Source organism: Allobosea sp. 10L417 (assembly GCF_056395485.1).
The window spans coordinates 215,837-237,749 of record NZ_JBFTJP010000003.1; the positions used below are offsets into that span (position 1 = coordinate 215,837).

Here is a 21,913-nt window from a genome sequence, read left to right on the forward strand (position 1 = left end):
CAGCGATGGGTAGTCCAGTGACGCAATCTTCTTTCACCAGCAGCCTTTTGCGCCGTCTTCCAATTTTGCGCGAGGAAGCGCGCAAGCGCGACGATTTGCGCGAGGCAGCTCGCAAGGCCGCCGAAGAGCGCGACGCCTGGCGCGAGACCGCGCGCAAGTCTGCAGAGGAGCGTAACGCCCTGGTCGAGCAGTTGGCCGCGAAGGCGACGCTGGAGGACCAAGTCAACCATTTGCTCCAGCGGATCGGCGCCTATCACGATTCCACATATCTGAAGCTGGACAATGTCTCCGCCCAGATCCTCGGCGTGAGTGCGCGTCAGGAGGAAGCTGTCGCTCGCCTCGGGCGCCGGCTGCGCGGCGACGGCGCCAGCCTTGGCGGCGATGGGCGCGCCGCGGAGCTCTACCTCGACCTGCTGGAAGCGTCGCTGACCGGCCTGCTGATCGAGGATGCTTCGCAGGCACCCTGGACGGAGCGGAAGTTCGACCCGTCGCTGCGCGCCATCGGCCGCGACTGGCCCGAGCAGGCGATCACGATGATCGGAACCGCGCGCATGCGCAATCTGCGGATGCTGGCGACACGGGCGTTGGAAGAAGGCGTTCCCGGCGATTTCATCGAGACCGGCGTATGGCGGGGTGGCGCCTGCATCTACGCTAAGGGAATCTTCGAGGCTTATGGCGCAAAGGATCGCAAGGTCTTCGTCGCCGATAGTTTCCGCGGCCTGCCCGAACCCGACTCAGCTCACAATCCGGCCGATACTGGCGACACCCACCACACCTATGGGCAGCTCGCTATTTCCCGTGAGGCCGTCTCCGGCAATTTCCGCCGCTACGGGTTGCTCGACGAGCAAGTCGTCTTTCTTGAAGGCTGGTTCAAGGACACGCTTCCCGCCGCGCCGATAGACCGGCTGGCGGTGCTGCGCCTCGACGGCGACATGTATGAGAGCACGATGGATGCGCTCAACGCGCTCTATCACAAAGTATCGCCGGGAGGCTTCGTCATCGTGGACGATTATGTGCTCGAGCCCTGTGCCAAGGCGATCCATGATTTTCGTGGTCAGCATGGCATCGAAGCGCCAATGGAGCCCGTGGACGGCGCTGCGGTCTGGTGGCGTGTTCCCCTATGAAGCATGACGCGGTTTCACAGCGCGAGGCGAGCATTCGACGCTGACCGTGCCTTTTAGCATCGGATTGAAAAGTGGAAGCCGCTTTTCGATCCGATGCCGAGTCCTCTTTGGGCACCAAGCGTTTGGCACCAGCGCCCTCGCCATTTCCCTTAGGCAGGCGACAGCATGACGCCTCTCAGGAAATCGTCGCGAAAAAGGCTCCCCCTTTGTGGTTTGCGCCATCAAGATTCGGATGGCGCCACATGGATGAGAAGATCGCGTGAAGCTCTGGCGTCTCGCCAATAAAATAGGCGGCGAAATCGGGCCTCAACTTATCACCGGCAAGCAGCCAGCAGGCCAGTAGATACTGTTCATTGAAATACCATTCCAACCACGCAGCCGGGTAGTCGTCCGGCAGGAATACGTCATGTATTCCAAATACGGTTCCGCTCTTGAGACGGGGGAGTATTTCGTTAAAAAATACGGTTACATCGCTATTCTGAAAAGACCGGTGACTACCGTCGAAAAATATCATATCGCTTGACGTAGCTTTCTCGAAAAATTCGATAGGAACATCCTCAAGCGGCGCTCGAATTACTTCATCGCAAATTGCGTCGATTTCGGTACGCGGCTCCGGATCAATTGATATCAGTTGCGTGTCAAGGCGATGATCGCGGATCGCGCGCCTGGCAAATTTGGTGGAAAAGCCCGAACCAATCTCGATCAGGCGCCGCGGCTTGTGGAGCGCTATCATTCCATAGAGCGCCATCGCGTCCAGGGCAGGGAAAGCCGGATTAACCCAATTCGGTTCAGTTGCATCCGCAACAGGATTGCTCGGGATCGTCAGCATCGGCTCCAGCAAAGGGAGCATCGTGCGCATTTGCGAAGCAAATTGATGCGAGCAAGCCTTTAGCCGAGCCAGCATGAGCGGCTCAGGTGGCTGACCATAGCCATGGCGCACTTTTGGAGTAACCGGAAAGTCCAGTTCAATGAGCTGACGGCGGTTCTTGAGATATAGCCAATGCGCGTTGCGGTCGCTTTCTTCGGCCGAGACCCCGGGACCAGAGCCGATTGCATCCTGCTTTGAATGCAACCCGTAGTGTGCAGTTGCGCTCGTCCGCCCTTCCGCATCCGACTGCGCAAGCAACGCGTTTAGCTCCGCAGCCAACCTGTCCGCTTCCTGCCTCGCTGCTATTCTCCCTGTCTCGGCCTGCAGGGCAAAATCATGCAGGCGACGAAAGGGCGGAAAGAGGCGGGCAGTGTCGCGAGCGATCCGACGCAATACCATCACAATTACTCGCATCCTGTTATCGAAGGCCGAAGCAACTGTCGTACGCAGGAGAAATTCAAGCTTCGTCGCTCGGAGAGCTCAGAGTTCCACAAAGCTGGATCAAAAGGCAAGGCGATTGCCGCTCTGATGAAGTGCAGCCTGGCTCAGGGCTTCGACGGCATTGAGCCTGGAGCTTCTTCAACAAGCTCAAGAAGGTCAGGGCTATCGCAGTCGGGTACGGCGCGTTTCTCGCGTACCCGTGAGCTTCGCAAAACTCGCCGCTTTGGTCACTTAACCCGGATAGCAAACTATCGCCGCCGCCTCAACATCAGCGCCGCCCATCGTCAGACGCCTCGGTCCCCGATGCTTGGGCCTGCTTCCGCCTCGCCATCTTTGTAACCAAGAAACCGGCGCACCACACGCTCCATCTGCGGCAGGGTGAAATCGGCGAGAAATGCCCGTCTCGCGGCCAACGCCGTCGCCTCATACAGCGCGCGATCCTCGACCAGATGGGCGAGGCCGTTATAGACCGCCGACGGCAGAAGGTCACGGCAGAGATAGGCTGCGCGCCGTTCCTTCAAATAGGCGTAAGGCGCCGAGTAAGACGGGCCGTGAAACAGGATCGGCCGCCCCGCCGCCAGATAGGTGGGAACCTTCGACGGAAAGCTGAGACGCGAGACCTCCGCCATCCTTTCCGCGAAAGGATAGGGGCAATAGGCGATGTCGCAATGCCGGGCGATCGTTCGGATCACGTCAGGTTGATCCATCCAGCCCATGAACCTGAGATGCTCATCAGGAACGTCGTTTGGCGGTCGCTCGTGGCCGAACGTCATTAAAACGACCTTCCGTTCACCGACCCGCCACTTTGCGATCTTGAGGGCTGCGACCAGTTGTGCCCACTCCTCGCTGGCATAGAACTGGCCGACCATGCCGATGACGACGCTGTCGTCGCTGACAAGCTTCGGCGGCGGCGCTTGGGCGAGCGCCGGGTCGATCGAGGCGATGACCGCTGTCGAGGGGACGCCATAGGTCTCCTCATAGTGCCGCGCCATCGGGTCCGATGCCGCGGCACAGCTCGCCGCCTGCCGCAAGGTGCGATCGAACATCGCGAGATCGAGCTGGCGATTGACCGGGTCGACCCCGTGGGCGTCGAGCCACCAGCGCAGCGGGTCCCAGACGTGAACGCGCAACGGCACGCCGAGCCCCCGCGCCACAGGCGCGGCGATACGCACCATCGTCTGCCCCTGGAGAATCGCCCACAGATCGGTCGCACCTACCACCCGGCCGTAGTCGATCGCTTGGCGGATGAGGCGGCGGGGCAAGGCTATGCGCCTCATCGCCTCGATCGCCGCCGCACCCGCTCTCCCCACCCTGATGCCGCGCAGCACCCGGCTCTGCAATTCGGTGGGCTTGCGGACAGTCTTCATCTCGATGCCCGCTAGATCGTCGTAGCGCTTCGGCTGAAGATGCGGATTCATGACGCAGAAGATCGCAAGCTCATCTTTCGGCAGGAAGCGGCACATCTGCGCCGTCACGATCCCCGCAGTTAGATTGCTGCATGGTGGGATGTCGGTCAGGAGAAGGATACGCTTCTTCGGAGCCTCCCGCGTCATCCCTGCACAACCTTTCGATAGAGCGCCGACATCTTGCGCGTGAAATCGACGTCGCTGTAATGCGCTTCGGCCCAGCGTCTGCCCGCAGCGCCCCGCCGCTCGCGCTCGTCGGGCGACCCGACGAGGCGTTCAATCGCTGCAGCTAGCGAGGCCGCATCCCGCATCGGGGTGGCGATCGCAACATCCGGCGCTCCCGCAACCTCGGGCAGCGAAGTGCCCTCAAAGACAATGATCGGCTTGGCGAAGGCGAGTGCCTCGATCGCCATCATGCCGAAGGCTTCGGCCGTCGAGGGCATCAGGAAAATATCCGTCGCAGCGAAGGTATCCATTATGGTCGCATTGTCATTGACCCAGCCGAGATCGATGATCTGATGACGCCCGATAAACTCGTTGAGGTGCCCTTTGCCGTGGGTCGTCAGAATGGTCAGAGGGACGCCCGTGTCGGGTAGCTGCCGCAACGCCTCGACGACATATTCGAACCCCTTGAACGGGCTGTCGGCAAAAGCACGCACGCCGAGCACCAGCCTGCCGGGCAGGACTCCCAGACGGGACCGCGCCGGTTCTGGATCGACGGGTCGGAAGCGTGTGAGATCGATGCCGAACGGAATAACCTCGATGTTTTTGCCCGCGGCGATAGGGGACCGTGCAGCCATGTCGCGCATGTAGCGTGAGGCGACGACGATCTGCGCGCGGCTTTTGGCGACGATGCGCTTCTTCCAGGCAAACTGCTCGGCCGTGCGATCCTTGCGCATAGCGAAGGGCAGGTCGAGCGACGGGCACCGCCCGCAACCATCCAGCCACCGCTCGCATTCCAGGGAGTAGATGCAATGGCCGGTCATCGGCCAGGGATCGTGCCAGGTCCATACGCTCGGCTTGCCGCGCGTTAGCCAAGGCAGGGCGTCCAGGCTGAAATAGCCGTCATGGACGATGTGGAAATGGACCAGATCGGCCTCGCGATAGGCTTTCGACAACGCCAGCGTATAAGCCTGCCATTGCAGCCGCGAATGGATCGACAGTCTGGATTCGATCCGGTTGATGGCCCTGTTGGCCAGGCGCGCGCCGGGCACGTCGAAGAAGAGCCGGGAGTCCGGGCTGTCGCTCAGCTTGCTCCACACAAGATGCGTCGAATCGATGCCTTCCGCGGCGAGCAGATGGCGAATGTCGAAATTATTGAAACGACTGCCGACGACATCGCTTGCGTTGACCTGGAGGACTTTCAGCGGGGTTCACTCCCCTCGTGACGGGACGGCATGCCGAGCGCTTGACGATAGAAGTCTCGGATGGCCGGTGTCATGACAGTCTGATCGAGGCGGGACCGTATGATATCGAGATTGCGTATCGCCGCTTCGTCGACCAGGGCGTCGTCCGTTAGCGCGCGTTCGAACTGCGTACAAATCTCATCGAAATCGTCGGGAGAAACGGCGAAACCGGTCTCCCCCTGCACGAACCATTCCTCACAACAAGACGTATTGGTCTGAATTGGAAAGGCACCCATCAGCATCGCCTCGAGCACCGAGGTCGAGATTCCGTCGGATATGCTAACGGCCAGATATGCTCGAGCACGTCCGAAGCATTCCAAAATCTCGTCATGCGTGGCGATATCGATGACGCGGATATTGAGGATACCGGCGGCCTTCAATTCGAGTGCACGGACGCGAGGACGGGAACCGACCGAAAACATGACGATCTCATAGTCTTTCAAGCGGTCGGCGAAACGCTCGAGCACGGCAAGAGAGACCATGGCGCGGCCGGCAAAGTGGTCGTAGCCCTTGACCATGATGAGCTTGCGCTGCGATGGGGGGACTTGGCTGCGCAGGCGCTGGGCGGCGTCGACATCGATGCCACCGGAATTGGCCAGAACCGGCAATTCCGGGCCCTGATAGCCGAAGCTGCGCCCAAGCGCGAGATCGCGCCGACATTCGCACGAATAGAGGTCGACCGCCTCGCATACCCGCCGAATCTGGCGCGCATGCGCTTCGTCCCGACCGAAGTAATAGATGTCACTGCCCCAGTTCGTCGCCAGCCAACGCGGGAAGCCACGGGACGGATCTGCCGCGAGCATGAGATCGCGCGCTGCCAGCACAAGGTAGGCGTTGTGCTGGAATTCCAGCGAGTGGATGAGGTCCGGCTGCACCTCGGCGATCACTTTGGCCAGCATCTGCGGACCGTGAAGCGCCATAATGGTTTCCTCGCTTTCGTCGGGGCGACCGAGCCGCACCCGTGCCTGCGGATCGTCGCCATCGAACGGAACCGGGCGAACGCGAAGAGGGTCTCCAGCGCGCGGCCGCGGCTCCGGCGCGGGCGTCGAGGCCGCATGGCGGGCGAGTTTCTCGCGCAGCAGGCGGATCGCGTCCAACGGATCCTGGAGAACATGCCGAAGAAAGCGTGCCACCCGCCGGCTGATCGAAACCGACGGTGCGGCGACAGGGGATGCCGGCGTCGGTCGATGTAGAGTCAGGCCGCGGATGTAAGCGTGTGGGGGAGCGGGGTCGACCGGATACAAGTGCAAGTCGAAGTCCGCGTCCAGAAGAGCTTCGATCCAACGTGCCGCATGCACGGAATGATGCATCGCCACGAATAGGATGCGGGGGCGTCTTCCGCCCGACAAAGGCTTCATTCTATGCGACCTCGCCAAGCGCGGCCGAAAAGGCCGCACGGGCGCGATCGACACCAAATTCCTTCGCCGCGACCCGCGCGTTGGCGACGAGATTGGCCCGCAGGGTCGCATCTTCGCTCAACCGAGTCAGGGCCTGTGCGAGTGTCTCGACATCCGGTTGATCGATCACCAGCCCCGCCTCGCGCTCCGTGAAAAACGACGATACGAACGACCCTCGCGGCGCGTGAACCACGACAGGCCGTCCCGAGGCGAGATATTCCGCGACTTTGGCGGGTGCCGATGAACGTACGACCTCAGGGATCGGAGATTCGAAAGCAAGCGGCAAAAACAAAATGTCGGCCTCGCGCTGCCGCACGAGCGCCTGCTCCTGCGGCAAGTGGTCAAAACGGCGAACGAAGGGGCCAACAAGACCGTTGTACCGAAGCTGCACTTCGCTCTGCGCCGTGTGGACATGAAGATGAAAGCGCCCCTCGGCCCGCTCCAGCGCACCGATCAGATTCCGGAACGCGCTCGCCTGCGCGCTATAAACTGAACCGGTGTACAGCACCGTCCAGGGAGATTGCGCACTCGGCAGGGGGACTTCCTGCGCCGCGCTGTCCGGACCGATCTCCCCATGCTCGATCCGCGCCAGATCCACCGGATTGCGGACGATGGCAATGGAGGCTTTAGGAACGCGGGCGCGCACATCCTGGGCCAGCACCTCATTCGGAACGATCACCTTCGCCGCAGCCACGGCCCACCGCCTTTCCCAGAACCGGGCCAGACTGCGGTAGGGACCCTCCTCCCATTGATAGACCGGATCATCGAACAGATAGGCTACAAAGGGGAGATGCAAACGCCTTGCAGCGATGGCAGCAGCCGGCAGATCGAAGGGGTTGCCGCTGCATCCAACGATCATCTGCACCGGGTGCCTCTTGACGGCAGCCACGATTTCGCCCGCGCGTGCCCAAACGTCCCGCACCAGCCCGGCGAAATTATTGAACCGCTGGATATGTTCATTTCCGAGAGTCCGCATGATCTGGAATCTCGGCGGCGACAAGGCGACGTAAACCCCAAATCCAGCTTCGCCTGCGTCGCGCGCATGAAGCTGATCGGATAGAAAAAGATGGCGTGACTCGCCGCGCTCTTGTGCCAGAAGCGCGCCCAGCACCCGCGCCTGACCGCTGGCGGAGGGCGGCACCGCAGTTGTGACAATCGCTAAGCGCTTCATTATACTGCGTACTACATCCTGAAAGGCCAAGACGCCTCAACCCAACCGGCGCAGCGAGCGCATAGCACCCGCCCGACAGCACGGTCAACGGCAGGAACCTCGCATGCCGAAGTCGACAATCAGTCAGACCTCGCGTGGCAGAACTCGTCAGGCTTTGATCACGTTAGCAGCCAAGACGCCGTGCCGCTCGCAAGCATTACGCGTGTCTATAACCAGACGAGCTTCCGTGACGAGTCTTTTGTAATCGACGGCGTCGTGGTCTGTCGCGATGAGAACGGCATCGAAATCGCCTATCGTACCGGGGGCGAGGTCAATGGATCGGCGCCCGGCTAGGCCCCCGTGCTCCCTGGTCTGCGGAATGATCGGAACATGCGGATCGTGATAGGACGTCTGGGCGCCGCGTTGCTCGATCAGCTCGATCAGGCGCAATGACGGGCTTTCGCGCATGTCATCGACGTTCTTCTTGTAGGAGGCGCCGAAGACGAGAATCCGCGCTCCGTTCAGTCCGCGCGCGAAACGCTGATCCAGCCCCTGCGCGAGCCGTTCGACCACAAGGTGCGGCATGGCCGTGTTGATTTCGCCCGCCAGTTCGATGAAGCGGGCCGTGATCCCGTATTCTCGGGCCTTCCATGAAAGATAGAATGGATCGATCGGGATGCAGTGCCCGCCCAACCCAGGGCCGGGATAGAACGGCATGAAGCCGAATGGTTTGGTTTTGGCGGCCTCAATAACCTCCCAAATATCGATGCCCATCGCCGCGTAGATCAATTTCAGCTCATTGACGAGCGCGATATTGACCGAGCGAAAGATGTTCTCCGTCAGCTTCACGGCTTCTGCAACGGAGGTCGACGAGACCGGCACGGTCTGAACGACGAATTCGCCATACAACGCCTGCGCTATCGCGAGCGCCTCGGGACCATCGCCGCCGACGACCTTGGGTATCGAGGCGGTTCCAAAGCGCAGGTTGCCCGGATCTTCCCGCTCGGGCGAGAAGGCCAGGTAGAAATCCTTCTGGCTTTTTAACCCGGTTCGTTCGAGAATCGGCTTGAGGATTTCCTCGGTCGTCCCCGGATACGTCGTGGACTCCAGCGCGATGAACTGCCCCTTTCGCAAACGTCCCGCGATGGCTTCCGCGGTCTGGACGACGAAGCTGAGATCCGGCTCGCGGTGGCGCGTGAGCGGTGTCGGCACGCAGATAATAAGGCCATCCGGCTCATCCAGCCGCGAAAAATCGTCCGTGGCGAGAAAGCGCCCTGCCCTCGCGGCCATGGCGAGATCGTCGGCTTGAATATGCTTGATCCCGGTTCTGCCCGCGTTGAGCTCGGACACCCTTGCAGGGTTGATATCGAAACCGAGTACGTCGAATCCGGCACGGAGAGCAGCCAAGGCGAGCGGGACGCCGACATACCCCAGGCCGATGACACCAACTCGAAAGCTACGGTCGCGCACGCGCTGCAGCAGCCTCTTCGCCGCCTCATCCGGCAGAATTTCATTCATAGCGATCATTCTCAGACGGACACAGCAGGAGTTTCGATGCTGGGCACCCGTTGCTGCTCCTCGCGAAATGGATGCATGCGAACGCCTAGCAACCCACTTTCGGCCACATCCTCGCGGCCATGACAAGTATGCTGGGTCCGTAACTTGCTTCCGGCGCGGCGACTCGCGATTGGCTTTCGAGCAAAGATGAACCGTAGGCAAGCCGTCCGGATGTGCGGCCCCACGCGCTGAGACACCGTTCCGACCTATGCCATACAAGATTGAGGGCAACGGCCAAATTGGTCATGCGCACGGTATCGGCTGAAAATGACGGATCGCTGCTGGCGAAAGTTCGCCAAGCCTGCCAAGCAGGCGGTACGAGCGAAATCAATAGGATTGCGCAGACGTAGGCRCAGCGCCTTCCTTCGTTTGGGGTTCCACGGTAAAAAATGTTCGATCGAGGAGCGCAGTCTCCGAACTAGGAATGCCGGCCCCGAACGTCCGGTGGTCGAACAGTTGGGGGCCAGTTGGGCCGATCGAGTATGGTACGAATGCAACAATCTTGGAGCCGCTTCTCGGCGACTATACTTGTAACTATTGCCGTTGCGGTCGCAGCCACATGGCTTTTCACCTTGATGGCGGATCCGTATGATACGGGTCGCTTCGCGACCTTCGGTAAGCGACCGCTGTCGTCGATATCAACGCGGATGGCAATCGCCAGCCTCGGCCGAAATGATCGGTTCGATGCAGCGATCATCGGTAACTCCCATGTTGCTCCTCTATCGCCCCATCGGCTCTCCACCAAGACCAGGCTGGAGTTCGTATCTCTGACTCTTCCAGGAGCGTCGGTTCAACCCGAGTTGCAACTGCTGAAGTGGTTCCTCACCCATCGAAAAGCGCCGCCAAGGCTGATCGTCGTCGGCATCGACGATGTTTGGTGCCGACAATCGCCAAAATATGTGGAGGAGCCTGCGCTTCCCACTTGGCTCATCAGCGACAGTTCATTGTCGTATGCGGCAAAGCTGTTTCGCTACGACAGTGTGGAGCAGGCGGTACAGCGCTTCACCAACTCCGAGAGATCCGTCGCGCGGCCGCCTGATCCTCGCGGTTTTTGGGATCTCGAACTGGACTATAAATGGGACGAAGAGAAGATTCGCTCCGAGCTTTCCAAGCCTTGGATTCACTCGACCAACTTGTCCGGAACTTATCCCGCCTTGGGATTACTTCAGCAAACTCTATCGCTGGCACCACCCGATGTGGCCGTCGCGCTGATTATGCTCCCCGTTTGGGCCGAAACGCTGCCACAAGGAGGCGCCGAGCTGATCTCCGAGGGACTGTGCAAGCGCGCCTTCAAGAACTTCGCCGAGTCTCTTCACCGCGGAATATTCATTGACCGCAGAAAGGCGGATGCCCTCACGAAAACCCCCAAGAACTTTTTCGATAGAACCCATTATCGAGCGCCGATTGCCGAGCAGGTCGAAGCAGAGCTAATCCAGGAATTGCAGCGTCTCTTGTGAGCTTGCTCACTAGAAGGGCGTTCTAGCGCGCGACCGTAGGCCCGGCCATCGGGCTTTCCGAAGCTATGATCGCAATAGTTGTAGATCGTAGCGCGCGAGGACGCCGCGCCGCGCGCCGTGCTCAGCCATGCGCCGTAAGCCAGCTCTTCATTTGACGGGCAGTTGCTCGGAAGCCTCGGTGCTGGAGCGGCCCGCAAGCATGATCCCGCCAATACGGAGATCACGTTCTGCGTAATTCGCGAACACTGCATCAAGAACGCTCGGCTATGGGGCGTCTTCGCGTACGGCATCCCACAGAACCTCGACCTGCGCAGCCGGCATCGATCGGAAGATTCGTAGCCAATCTGATGCACGTAGCCGATTTCCGCGTGCATCCGCATCGCTTTCCCGCCAGTCGGTGTCGACTGCAAGAAAGGCATGCGGATTATGTCGGTAATCGAGATGGTCTTCAAGATGGATGGCATGCAAGGCAACCCCACCCGGGCGTAGCGCGGCCTGCGTGTTGGCGACGATGGCTCTGACATCGGCGAGCGGCAGATGCTCCAACACCGTGGCGGAGTGAATGAGATCGAAGGTGCCGGCGAATTCCGTCTCCCGGCCAAAATCAGCCGGGGCCAGGTAGTCGATCCCCTGCTCTGTGATGCGTTCCGCAACGGTCGCCCCCGACGCCGCCGGCGCCAAAGCGGCCAGCAACACATCGCGGTCGGCAGACGTAAACGCGCGGCGCGCGAAATGCAGGTGCAAGAGGGAGAAATAGTCGACAGCCACGACTCACGCGCCCCCCCGCGAGCCAGAAGACCAGCGCCTCCGAGCGCAAGTGCCCACGGCCGAATTCAAGGCAGGAACGGCCTTCAACGGAGCCACATGTGTCTCTAATCGAGGCGGCGAGCCCAGGGCCAATTCGGTCGATGCGCTTTTCGCCTCGGGCCCGGTGCCAAGCCCAGAGAGTGTGCGTCCAGTGTTGAGCATGGCCTTCGCCGCCGATGGCCCGCCGCAACGACCTGCGCAGCGGCGTAGGCAAGTGGCCTACCAAGTGAGCCAGAGTTTGCACTGGCACGAGCGAAAGCCTCCAAATAAGACTAAACGGCGCCCAAATCCGTTCGGCGGGGCGCGCGACAACCGTTCAATATCCGAGGCAAATGTCCAGAAGTAGTTGTAGCGTAGTATGCGTTTCTCAGTGAGGAACTTTGCGATTGCGCGGTTTCGAGCGATAGGCGGGATTAAAAAAGGGCGACCAGGTGTGTTTCGGCACGCAAGTTTTGGACGCCGTAAGTCGGCAAATGGAGTACCCACTGAGTTGGACAATATGCCTGCCAGCAATTGGTAGGAGCGCCGTGCTTTCGCAAGCAGACTGCACTCCGCGCTCAGCTATTTTGGGATCAACGCCCGGCTCACGACAAAAACGCGGCGTGATGCTGTCTAGCCGCGGAGTCGCGCATCAAAACGGATCGGCATGAAAACGACGCGGTCGCAATTGCAAGCAAGACCCCGTAATTCTCCACCGCATCTGGGTCGACGGACCTACCTTCGAACGGGAGAATGCGACGACCCTAATCTGTCCTAAGCAATCGCCTCGGAGAACGCCCGCGAGCACGCAAATCGATAGCGCCTCAATCGCCGCCAACGAGCTGTGCGTTTTCACCGACTGACACCGCACTCCGACCTATGCCAGATTGCTCCCGACTGCCGACAAAACGGGCAGGTAGCGAAGCCCCTGGACACGCCATGCCTGACGTCGCCTCCACCGCCCGCCGCCTGATCGGCACCTTCGACTACGTCGTCATCGGTGCGGGCTCGGCCGGCTGCGTGGTGGCGAACCGGCTCGCGGCCGATCCGGAGGCCAAGGTTCTGGTGCTGGAAGCCGGCGGCATGGACGACTGGATCTGGCTCCACATTCCGGTCGGCTATCTCTTCGCCATCGGCAGCCCCCGCGCCGACTGGCTGTTCCAGACCGAGCCCCAGCCCGGCCTCGGCGGGCGGGCGCTGGCCTATCCGCGCGGCAAGGTCGTCGGCGGCTCCTCGGCCATCAACGCCATGGTCTATATGCGCGGCCAGGCCGCCGATTATGACGGCTGGCGCCAGCGCGGCCTGACCGGCTGGGGCTGGGACGACGTGCTGCCGTACTTCCTGAAACACGAGGATCATATCGCGCCGTCGCCCGGCGGGATGCACAAGGCCGGCGGGGAATGGCGCGTCGAGCATCCGCGCGTGCGCTGGGCGATCCTCGACGCCATCCGCGATGCGGCGGAGGCAGCGGGCATCGCCAAGATTCCGGATTTCAACACCGGCGATAATGAAGGCTCCTCCTATTTCCAGGTGAACCAGCGGCGTGGACGCCGCCTCAGCGCCTATCGCGCCTTCCTGAAGCCGCTGCTCGACCAGCGCGAGCGCACCAATCTCCGGCTGGAGACGCGCGTCCATGTCGAGCGCATCGTCTTCGAGGACGGCCGGGCGAAAGCGGTCGAGTTCACCCATGGCCTGGGCACCCCCAGCGAAGAGAAGCTGCGGGTCGAGGTGGGCGGCGAGGTCGTGCTCTCGGCCGGCGCGGTCGCCTCCCCGCTTCTGCTCGAACGCTCCGGCATCGGCGCCGGTGCGCGGCTGCAGGGCCTCGGCATCGACACGCTGGTCGACGCCCCCGGCGTCGGTGAGAATCTGCAGGACCATCTCCAGATCCGGCCGGTCTACAAAGTCCACGGCGTCAAGACGCTGAACAGCGACTACGCCAGGATCTGGCGCCGGCCGCTGATGGCGCTGCAATGGGCAGCCCTGCGTTCCGGGCCGCTGACGATGGCGCCCTCGCAGGTCGGCGCCTTCGCCAAATCGTCACCGCGCTATGAGACAGCCAATCTGCAATATCATTTCCAGCCGCTCTCGCTCGACAGCTGGGGTTCCGGCCTGCACCCGTTCGATGCCTTCACCGCCAGCGTCTGCAATCTCCGGCCGACGAGCCGGGGCAGCATCCATCTGCGGTCCGCCGGTCCGTTCGACAACCCGGTGATCTCGCCGAACTACTTCGATACCGAGGAAGACCGGCAGGTCGCGATCGACGCGCTGAAACTGACGCGCCGAATCGTGGCGCAGCAGCCGCTGGCGCGCTTCCTGCCTGAGGAATATCTGCCGGGCGACACGGCTCAGTCCGACGAAGCGCTGCTGGAGGCGGCCGCCAAGCTCGGCACCACGATCTTCCATCCGGTCGGCACGGCGAAGATGGGTGCCGACGACGATCCGGGCGCCGTGCTGGACGAGCGGCTGCGCGTGCGCGGCGTCTCGGGCCTTCGCGTCATCGACGCCTCGGTGATGCCGACCATCACCTCCGGCAATACCGCCAACCCGACCATGATGATCGCCGAGAAGGGCGTGGCGATGCTGAAAGAGGATGCGCGCGGTTAGAGCGGGCAACTGAACCGTCATTTGCGAGCGGAGCGAAGCGATCCGGGCGAGAACCTTTCACCCTGCCCTCCTGGATCGCTTCTCAGCTGGAGCTCCTCGCGATGCGAGCAGCGCGCTGCATCGAAATGCCATAAATTCGGGCCAATGAGTCTGGCAGCAATGTCCAACAAAATCCCGCCCCCGCCCGCCCCGGAGCGCGGCCCGCTGAAGCGCGGGCTGCTTGCGGCACTGCGCGCGGTCCTCACCGTCTTCATCGTCCTCGACGAGTTGCTGCGGCCGCTCTACCGGCCGCTGATCCGCAGGCTCGCGGGCCTGCGTGTCATGCGCAGGCTTGAGGAGATTGTCGCCGGGCTGCCGCGTCCACTCGTCCTTCTGGCGTTGGCGATCCCCTTCGCCATCGCCGAGCCGCTGAAGCTCGTCGGCCTGCTGCTGTTCGCGCGCGGGCAGTTCTGGGCCGGGCTCGTGGTGACGGCCTTCGCGCATCTGATGAGCTTCGTCTTCGTCGAGCGCATCTACCATGCCGGCCGCGAGAAGCTGTTGAGCTATCGCTGGTTCGCCTGGATCATGGGGCAGGTGGTGCGCGTGCGCGATCAGGTGCTTGGCTGGGTTCGCGCCTCGGCCGCCTATGGCTTCGCCATCCGCACACGCAACGCCGCCCGGCGGTGGTGGCAGGGGCTCGTCGCCTGAGAGCGCGCTAGCGCCGGCTGCGCGCCAGCAGGACGAGCGCTGTCGCCGCAAGAGCGGAGAAGGCGATCAGCAGCAACGTCGAGACCGTGACGCCGCCGCGCTGCAGCGAAACGGCGAAGACGAGCGGCGCCGCCGCCTTGATCACGAGGCCGGGCGCCGAGAGCTTGCCCATCGTGGCGCCGAAGCCGACCGGGCCGAAGAGCTGGAGCGGAACGGTGCCGCGCACGATCGAGCTCAGCCCCATGCTGATGCCGAAGGCGATGGCGAAGAGGCCCGCGACCACCGGGAGCGAGCCGCCGACCAGGAGAAGCCCAAGGCCCAAGGGCATCAGCCAGGCCGAGACCCAGGCGGTGGTGACCGGCGAGAGCGCGCGGCCGAACAGCATCTCGGCGAGGCGCCCGGCGACCTGAGACGGCCCGAGCATGGCGCCGAGGCCGACCGCGACGGCGGCACTGAGCCCGAAGCCCTGGAGCAGGGCCAGCATGTGCACGGCCATGGCCGAGACCACGAAGCCCTGCAGCGAAAAGGCCAGCGCCAGCAGCAGAAAGGCGCGGCGACGGGCATCGCCCGTCAGATAGGCCGCTTCCGGCTCCTGCGGGGCTGTCGCCGCGGCATGAGCCGCCGGCGCCAAGAGCGGCCGTTTCACCCGCCCAGGCAGAAAGACGAGATGCAGCGGCATGCAGACCAGGATCTGCGCGAGGCCATAGAGCCGGTAGACACCGCGCCAGTCGAGAATGGCGAGCAGGCTGCTGGTGAGCGGCCAAAACAGCGTCGAGGCGAAGCCGCCGATCAGAGTGAGCTGGCTGATGGCGCGGCGCGCCTGGCTGCCGCGCGCCTGCGTCAGCGCGGCGAAGGCGGCATCGTAGAAGACCGCGGTGGTGACCGCCTGCAGAGCCACCATGGCGAGGACATAGCTGACGATGCCGCGCGCCTCGGCCAGCGCCAGCAGTGCGAGACCGGCCAGCGCGGAGCCCACGGTCATCACCAGCCGCGTGCCGTAGCGATCGATCAGGCTGCCGGTGACGGGCGCGACGGCACCACCGAGAAAAAGACCGGCCGCAAGACCACCATAGGTCCATTCCGGCGCCCAGCCGAAGCTTGCGGTGATGCGCGGCGCCAGCACCGTGAAGGCGTAGTACAGCGCGCCGTAGCCGAAGACCTGGGTGATGCCGAGCGCGAGAATGAGCGACGGCCCGCCGGGCCGCCCGAATTTGGGCCAGGGCATGGCCGCCCCCTGTTCCCGGTCAGACGATCTGGTTGCGCAACGCCGTCTCGCCACGGGCGAGGCGAGCGAGATTGTCGAATAGGATGTCGACCACATTGCCTTCATAGGCACGGGTCTCTCCGGCGCTGTGCGGCGTAACGATGACCTGCGGCAGGCGCCAGAGCGGTGAGGCGGCCGGCAGCGGCTCCTCATGGACGCAGTCGAGCCCGGCGCCGGCAATCCGGCCGTTGCCGAGGGCATCGAGCAGCGCCGCCTCGTCGACGACGCGGCCGCGCGCGACATTGACCAGGAAGGCGGAGGGCTTCATCGCCGCGAGGATGCGGGCATCGACCAACCCTTCGGTCTCGGGCGTCAGCGGGCAGGTCAGCGCGACGAAATCCGCGTTTGCCACGGCTTCTTCGAGCTTTTCGGGATGGACGACCGCCTCGACATGAGGCTGAGGCTCGGAGCTGCGCCGCACGCCGATGACGCGCATGTCGAAGGCATCTGCCAGCTTCGCCAGCCTCTGGCCGATGCGGCCGAGCCCGACGACGACCAATGTCTTGCCGCCGAGCTCGTCCTCGCGGCGAGCACGCTCTCCGATCATCGGGCGCCAGTGCTGCTTCGCCTGATTGTCGCGAGCGAGATGGATCTGACGGGCGAGCGCAAGGATCAGCGACATCGCATGCTCCGCCACCGCCCGTTCATTGCTCCCCTGCGCGCTGGCAAGGCGGACGCCGGCCGCGGCGATCGCCGCCTTGTCGAACTGGTCGGTACCGGCGCTGATCGACTGGATGAAACGCAGCTTCGGCAGGCGCGGCAGCAGCTCGTTGCGCCACAGGCCGGAAACGACGAGCACATCGGCCTCCGGCGCACGCTCGCGCAATTCGTCGAGGGTGCGGACCTCGAAGCTGCCGGCCGAATGGCCGCGCGTCGCGAACTCGTCACCCAGCTGATAGGCGGCGTGGGCGAAGCCGATCGTCAGTTCGCCTTCCGGCGGCAGGAGTGCCATGCGTTGTCTCTCCCCGAATCCTTTTCGGTGGACGTTAGCTGGCGCGCCGGCTCCCGTCCCCGCATCCGCCGCATGCAAGCTTCACGCTGGAGGCGATGCCTCCCGCGCATCGGCGGCCAGCGCCGCCCGCAAGCGCGACCAGCCGGCCTCGTCGCCCGGCAGGCCGAAGCGCAGACGAACCGGCGCGTTCTGGAAACGACGGACATAGATGCCGTGGCGACCGAGGCGGGCGAAGAGCGCCGGCGCCGCGGGCGTCTCGAGCAGCCGGAACAGGCTGGTGCCGCCGACGATGCGGCCATGCGGCGCGAGCAGCGCGTCGAGACGAGAGGCATCATGCGTCCGCGCTTCACCGGCCCTGGCAAGCCAGTCGGCATCCGCCAGAGCCTGGGCGCCGACATGAAGGGCTGGACCGGCCACCGACCAGGGGCCGAGCGCCGCCTTGAGCCTTGCCATCATGTCGGCGGCGCCGATGGCGAAGCCGAGACGCAGGCCCGCGAGCCCATAAGTCTTGCCGAAGGAGCGCAGCACGATCGCGCCTTCGGGCAAATCCGGCACGACGCTGGTCTCGGGCGTGAAATCGGCGAACGCCTCATCGATGACGAGCAGGCCGCCGCGCCTGGCGCAACGCGCGGCGAGGCTCACCAGTTCGGTGCGGGAGAGCTGCCGCCCATCGGGGTTGTTGGGATTGACCACGACGATGGTCGCGGCTGTCTCTTCAGGCGGCCCCGCCTCGGCGACCGAGAAGCCCGCCTTGCGCCAGGCATGGCCGTGCTCGGCATAGGTCGGGCCGAGGATGGCGACGGGACCAGACGGCGCAAGGCGCGGCAGCAGCTCGATCAGGATCTGCGTGCCGGGCGCTGCGACGATGCCGGCATGATCGGGCACGCGATAGGCCGCACGGGCAGCGGCGATCAGCGCCGCCTCGTCATCGGCACCGGGCAGGCGCGTCCAGAGGCTTAACGGCAGCGCCGGAAGCGGATAGGGGATCGGGTTGATCCCGGTGGAGAGATCGACCCAGGGCTGCGGCGCATCCGGAAAGAGCGCGCGGGCCCTGGCGAGATCGCCGCCATGCCAGATACCGTCCTCAGCCACGACCCTGCCCGCGCCCCGCATGAACCTCTCCGCCAGCCTGCCGCTGCTCGTGCTCGCGCTTACGATCGAGGCAGCCCTCGGCTATCCCGAGCGCTTCTATGCCGCAATCGGCCATCCCGTCACCTGGATCGGGCGCGTGATCGGCATGCTCGACCGGGCCCTCAACCGCGACGCTTCGTCCTTCATCACCCGCAGGGCCATGGGCGTGCTGGCGCTGGCGCTGTTGCTCGCCGTCACCATCGCATTGTCGGCATTGGTCCAGCGCCTGTGCCTATTCTTCGGACCGCTCGGTCTCATCCCGCTCGCGCTGATCGCCTCGACGCTGATCGCGCAGCGCAGCCTCTACGAGCATGTCGCGCGCGTTGCCGAAGGGCTGGAGCGGGATGGGCTGGAGGGCGGCCGCACGGCTGTGTCGATGATCGTCGGGCGCAATCCGCAGAGTTTGCACGAGGCGGGGGTGGCCCGCGCCGCGATCGAGAGCCTGGCGGAGAATTTCTCGGACGGCATCGTCGCGCCGGCCTTCTGGCTCGGCGTTGGCGGGCTACCGGGCATCACCGCCTACAAGGCGATCAATACCGCCGATTCGATGATCGGCCACCGCACGCCGCGCCATATCGCCTTCGGCTGGGCCGCTGCGCGCCTCGACGACCTCGTCAATCTCCCGGCTTCGCGGCTGACCGCGTTGCTGCTGGTTGCCTCGGCGGCGCTCGATCGGTCGGCGGATGCCGGCGGTGCCTGGCGGGCTGTGGGGCGCGATGCCGGCAGGCACCGCTCGCCCAATGCCGGCTGGCCGGAGGCGGCCATGGCGGGGGCGCTGGGCCTGCGTCTCGCCGGGCCGCGTGTCTACGGCCAGACCCGCATCGACGATCATTGGATGGGCGATGGCCGGGCCGAGGCAACGGCGGCCGATATCAGGCGCGCGCTTGCGCTCTACCGGCGCGCTTGCGGCCTGCTTTGGGTGCTGGCGGCGCTGCTGGCTGCCGCGCTGCTCTGACGCCCGCCCGTCATTCTCGGGCGGAGCGGCGCGCAGACCCGAGAATCTCTTGCAAATAAGGCACCGAAGCCCCTTTAGGCATGAGATGCTCGGGTCAAGCCCGAGCATGACGCGTGGCATGCATCTCGGTTTTTCGGCCTCAATCCGGAACCGGCACGGCGCGACGCGCGATCGCCTGGAGATCGGCTCCCGCAGGCAGCGAGCCGAAATGGCCGGACCAGCCACCGGCCAGCCGCGAGGCGACGAAAGCATCGGCGACCGCATGGGGCGCATGGCGGATCAGCAGCGCGGCCGACAAGGCCAGCGCCATGCGCTCGACGAAGCGGCGCGCCAGATGCTCATGCTTGAGCACGTCGACGAGATCGGTCTCCAACTCTGCGAGGAAAGCATCGTAGCGCGGATCGTTGCCGCGCGCGGCGCGCAACTCGTCGAGCAGGGCTGCCACGCAATCCGGATAGCGGCGGATCGAGCGGAGCACGTCGAGGCAGACGACATTGCCCGTGCCCTCCCAAATGCCGTTGAGCGGCGCCTCGCGATAGAGCCGCGCCATCAGATGGTCCTCGATGAAGCCGTTGCCGCCATGGCATTCGAGCGCCTCGGTGACGACCGGCGTGGCGCGCTTGCAGTTCCAGTATTTCGCGATCGGCGCGCCGATGCGGCCGATGAGCTTCTCGGCCTCGCTCTCGCCTTCGCGATCGAGCGCGTGGACAAAGCGGAAGGCGAGCCAGGCGGAGGCCTCTGCTTCCAGCGCGAGATCGGCGATGACATTCGTCATGATCGGCTGGTCGATCAGCGCCTTCTGGAACGCACGGCGATGCGCGGTGTGATGCGCCGCCTGCGCCACGGCGTGACGCATCAGCCCGGCCGAGCCGACGGCGAAATCGAGCCGCGTATAGTGGTTCATCTCCAGCCCGGCGCGGATGCCGTGACCGGGCTCGCCGATGAGATGGGCGATGACGCCACGGAATTCGACCTCGGAGGAGGCGTTCGACTTGTTGCCGCACTTGTCCTTGAGCCGCTGGATCTGCAGCCGGTTGCGCGAGCCGTCCGGCAGCCAGCCCGGCACGACGAAGCAGGAGACGCCTTCCTCCGTCCGCGCCAGTGTCAGGAACACATCCGAATGCGGGACCGAGAAGAACCATTTGTGGCCGGTGAGCGCATAGGTGCCGTCGGCATTGCGCGTCGCCACGGTCTGGGTCTGGCGGAGATCCGAGCCGCCCTGCTTCTCGGTCATCGCCATGCCGACCGTGCCGCCGCGCTTCTGCGCCGCCGGCAGCGGGCGCGGATCGTAGTCTGACGAGGTGACCAGCCGGCCGAACTCCGCCCAGCGCTCGGGATCGCGCTGCAGGACCGGGATTGCCGAATAGGTCATGCCGAGCGGGCAGCAGATGCCGTTCTCGCCCTGGTTCCAGAGATAGGAAACCGCGGCACGCGCCACCTGCGCGCCGGGCCGGGGCTTCGTCCAGCACAGCGAATGGAACTCGTCGCGCATCGCGAGCCCCATCAATTCGTGCCAGGCGGGATGAAACTCGATCTGGTCGACGCGCCGGCCCCAGCGGTCATGGGTGCGCAATTCCGGCAGGCTGCGATTGGCCTGCCGCGCCAGATCCTGCACGCGCTGCGAACCGACATGGCCGCCGACGACACTCGCCTGCTCGCGGAACCAGCCCGCGCCGAAGGCATTGAGGATGCGTCCGAGCGCGGGGTCCGCCGCGAAGGCATCGTAATCCGCCAGCGCCGGCGCCTGGTTCAGCACTTCATGGGTGTCGTAGCCGTAAGGGTCGAGAGCGGTCATGCAGCTTGTCCTTCACGGCTGATGAGGGCGGCAAGGGAGAGATCTGCCAGAGCCGCCGCGATCTCGCGGCCGCGCTCCGAGGTGATGGCACGCTCCGGCGAAAGCGGGCCGATCAGCGCCTCCATGAACCCGCCGACGATCATCGCCGCGGCGGCGTCGGGGTCGACGGGGCGGAAAGCGCCCTGTTCGCCGCCTTCGAGGACGAGTGCCCGGAAGATGCCGGCGATCTCGCGGCGATAGTCGAGCCGCGTCGCGTCGACCGCCGGATCGGCGGGCTCGGCAATCATCGACCATGCCAGGCGGCGATTGGCGAAGGCGCGCCGGGCGAAAGCCTCGACCGCGGCGGTCAGGCGTTCGGCAACGGGCGCATCGCTGGCGGCGATCTCGCGCAGCACGGCGAGTTCGCGCGCCGAAACGATGGCGACGATCTCAGCCATCAGCTCAGCCTTGGACGAGAAATAGGAATAGACGCTGCCTGTGGATACGCCGCTGGCGGCAGCGACGGCTGCGATTGATGTCTCCTGGAAGCCAACCTCCGAGACGATGCCCCGCGCGGCGGAGAGGATCGCCTCGCGCTTCCCGACCTTGCGCGGTTGTCTCGGTGTGGCAACAGGCATGGCCCGCCTCGAGTTTTGAATCTGAATTCAAATTCAATCTGAGAGCAAATCCAGCACCCGTCAAGCGGCGCGAAGCGTGCGGGCTCTGGGAGGGGTCCATTGAACCTGGCCTATTGCTGGCGCGGCCGGAGCGGACCTGAAAATAACGGGATGCGCTGTCGCATCAGCGAGTTCGACCGTGAGCCTGTGCGTTGCAGCCGCTATGCCATCCGACTGAAGCAGCCGCATTCGAGCCGCGAGCGCATCCGCGGCATCGCCGCCACGGCTGCACGGCAAGCTGCTGCGGTGCCGCCTTCCGATCTCGCAAGGCGCAGCA

General features: G+C 64.2%; 17 protein-coding genes. 5 read left to right on the forward strand and 12 right to left on the reverse strand.

The features are described from left to right. Positions 1-17: 17 nt before the first annotated feature. Positions 18-1,124, forward strand: coding sequence for a TylF/MycF family methyltransferase (locus AC1DE3_RS11475; protein WP_441509407.1), 1,107 nt, complete (start codon positions 18-20; stop codon positions 1,122-1,124). Between the two features lie 175 nt (positions 1,125-1,299). Here AC1DE3_RS11475 and AC1DE3_RS11480 read toward each other — a convergent pair whose 3' ends face one another. The 6 genes from AC1DE3_RS11480 to AC1DE3_RS11505 all read right to left on the reverse strand — a co-directional run bounded on the left by AC1DE3_RS11480 (position 1,300) and on the right by AC1DE3_RS11505 (position 9,310). Then, positions 1,300-2,406, reverse strand: coding sequence for a class I SAM-dependent methyltransferase (locus AC1DE3_RS11480; protein ID WP_441509408.1), 1,107 nt, complete (start codon positions 2,404-2,406; stop codon positions 1,300-1,302). Between the two features lie 311 nt (positions 2,407-2,717). Beyond that, a complete protein-coding gene (locus tag AC1DE3_RS11485) occupies positions 2,718-3,761 on the reverse strand; it encodes a glycosyltransferase family protein (RefSeq protein WP_441509409.1) in 1,044 nt (347 codons plus the stop codon). A 221-nt stretch (positions 3,762-3,982) separates the two neighbouring features. Next, positions 3,983-5,101 carry a glycosyltransferase gene (locus AC1DE3_RS11490; protein ID WP_441509410.1) on the reverse strand — a complete coding sequence of 373 codons (1,119 nt, stop codon included), beginning with the start codon at positions 5,099-5,101 and terminating at the stop codon, positions 3,983-3,985. Between the two features lie 101 nt (positions 5,102-5,202). Then, positions 5,203-6,555 (reverse strand): glycosyltransferase, encoded by a 1,353-nt coding sequence (locus AC1DE3_RS11495; RefSeq protein WP_476779809.1) that lies wholly within the window; start codon positions 6,553-6,555, stop codon positions 5,203-5,205. 49 nt (positions 6,556-6,604) lie between these two features. After that, positions 6,605-7,843 (reverse strand): glycosyltransferase, encoded by a 1,239-nt coding sequence (locus AC1DE3_RS11500; RefSeq protein WP_441509411.1) that lies wholly within the window; start codon positions 7,841-7,843, stop codon positions 6,605-6,607. A gap of 117 nt (positions 7,844-7,960) precedes the next feature. Beyond that, positions 7,961-9,310 (reverse strand): nucleotide sugar dehydrogenase, encoded by a 1,350-nt coding sequence (locus AC1DE3_RS11505; protein ID WP_441509412.1) that lies wholly within the window; start codon positions 9,308-9,310, stop codon positions 7,961-7,963. A 686-nt stretch (positions 9,311-9,996) separates the two neighbouring features. Between AC1DE3_RS11505 and AC1DE3_RS11510 the strand changes: the two genes are divergently transcribed. Beyond that, positions 9,997-10,806, forward strand: a complete 810-nt coding sequence (locus tag AC1DE3_RS11510) for a hypothetical protein (protein ID WP_441509413.1) — start codon at positions 9,997-9,999, stop codon at positions 10,804-10,806. Between the two features lie 264 nt (positions 10,807-11,070). On the opposite strand, the gene AC1DE3_RS11515 is transcribed toward AC1DE3_RS11510, so the two are convergent. Beyond that, complete coding sequence (locus tag AC1DE3_RS11515) at positions 11,071-11,574, reverse strand: class I SAM-dependent methyltransferase (protein WP_441509414.1); 504 nt, start codon at positions 11,572-11,574, stop codon at positions 11,071-11,073. A gap of 957 nt (positions 11,575-12,531) precedes the next feature. Here AC1DE3_RS11515 and AC1DE3_RS11520 point away from each other — a divergent pair. Next, positions 12,532-14,196: a GMC family oxidoreductase gene (locus AC1DE3_RS11520; protein ID WP_441509415.1), complete on the forward strand. Its 1,665-nt coding sequence runs from the start codon at positions 12,532-12,534 to the stop codon at positions 14,194-14,196. Positions 14,197-14,355: 159 nt separating this feature from the next. Beyond that, positions 14,356-14,883, forward strand: a complete 528-nt coding sequence (locus AC1DE3_RS11525) for a hypothetical protein (protein WP_441509416.1) — start codon at positions 14,356-14,358, stop codon at positions 14,881-14,883. Between the two features lie 7 nt (positions 14,884-14,890). On the opposite strand, the gene AC1DE3_RS11530 is transcribed toward AC1DE3_RS11525, so the two are convergent. The 3 genes from AC1DE3_RS11530 to cobD form a co-directional block, all read right to left on the reverse strand. Further along, positions 14,891-16,108 (reverse strand): MFS transporter, encoded by a 1,218-nt coding sequence (locus AC1DE3_RS11530; RefSeq protein WP_476779775.1) that lies wholly within the window; start codon positions 16,106-16,108, stop codon positions 14,891-14,893. Between the two features lie 19 nt (positions 16,109-16,127). Then, complete coding sequence (locus AC1DE3_RS11535) at positions 16,128-17,099, reverse strand: D-2-hydroxyacid dehydrogenase (protein WP_441509418.1); 972 nt, start codon at positions 17,097-17,099, stop codon at positions 16,128-16,130. An 81-nt stretch (positions 17,100-17,180) separates the two neighbouring features. After that, entirely contained in the window at positions 17,181-18,212 is a 1,032-nt protein-coding gene (gene cobD / locus AC1DE3_RS11540) for a threonine-phosphate decarboxylase CobD (protein WP_441509419.1), read from the reverse strand. Here cobD and cbiB point away from each other — a divergent pair. Then, on the forward strand, positions 18,211-19,185 hold the full coding sequence (gene cbiB / locus AC1DE3_RS11545; protein WP_441509420.1) for an adenosylcobinamide-phosphate synthase CbiB: 975 nt from the start codon (positions 18,211-18,213) through the stop codon (positions 19,183-19,185). The two genes, cobD and cbiB, sit on opposite strands and share 2 nt — an antisense overlap. A gap of 139 nt (positions 19,186-19,324) precedes the next feature. Here cbiB and AC1DE3_RS11550 read toward each other — a convergent pair whose 3' ends face one another. Both AC1DE3_RS11550 and AC1DE3_RS11555 read right to left on the reverse strand, forming a co-directional pair. Further along, positions 19,325-20,980 carry an acyl-CoA dehydrogenase family protein gene (locus tag AC1DE3_RS11550; RefSeq protein WP_441509421.1) on the reverse strand — a complete coding sequence of 552 codons (1,656 nt, stop codon included), beginning with the start codon at positions 20,978-20,980 and terminating at the stop codon, positions 19,325-19,327. After that, complete coding sequence (locus AC1DE3_RS11555; protein ID WP_441509422.1) at positions 20,977-21,597, reverse strand: TetR/AcrR family transcriptional regulator; 621 nt, start codon at positions 21,595-21,597, stop codon at positions 20,977-20,979. Before AC1DE3_RS11555 ends, AC1DE3_RS11550 begins: the two co-directional genes overlap by 4 nt. Positions 21,598-21,913: the final 316 nt, after the last annotated feature.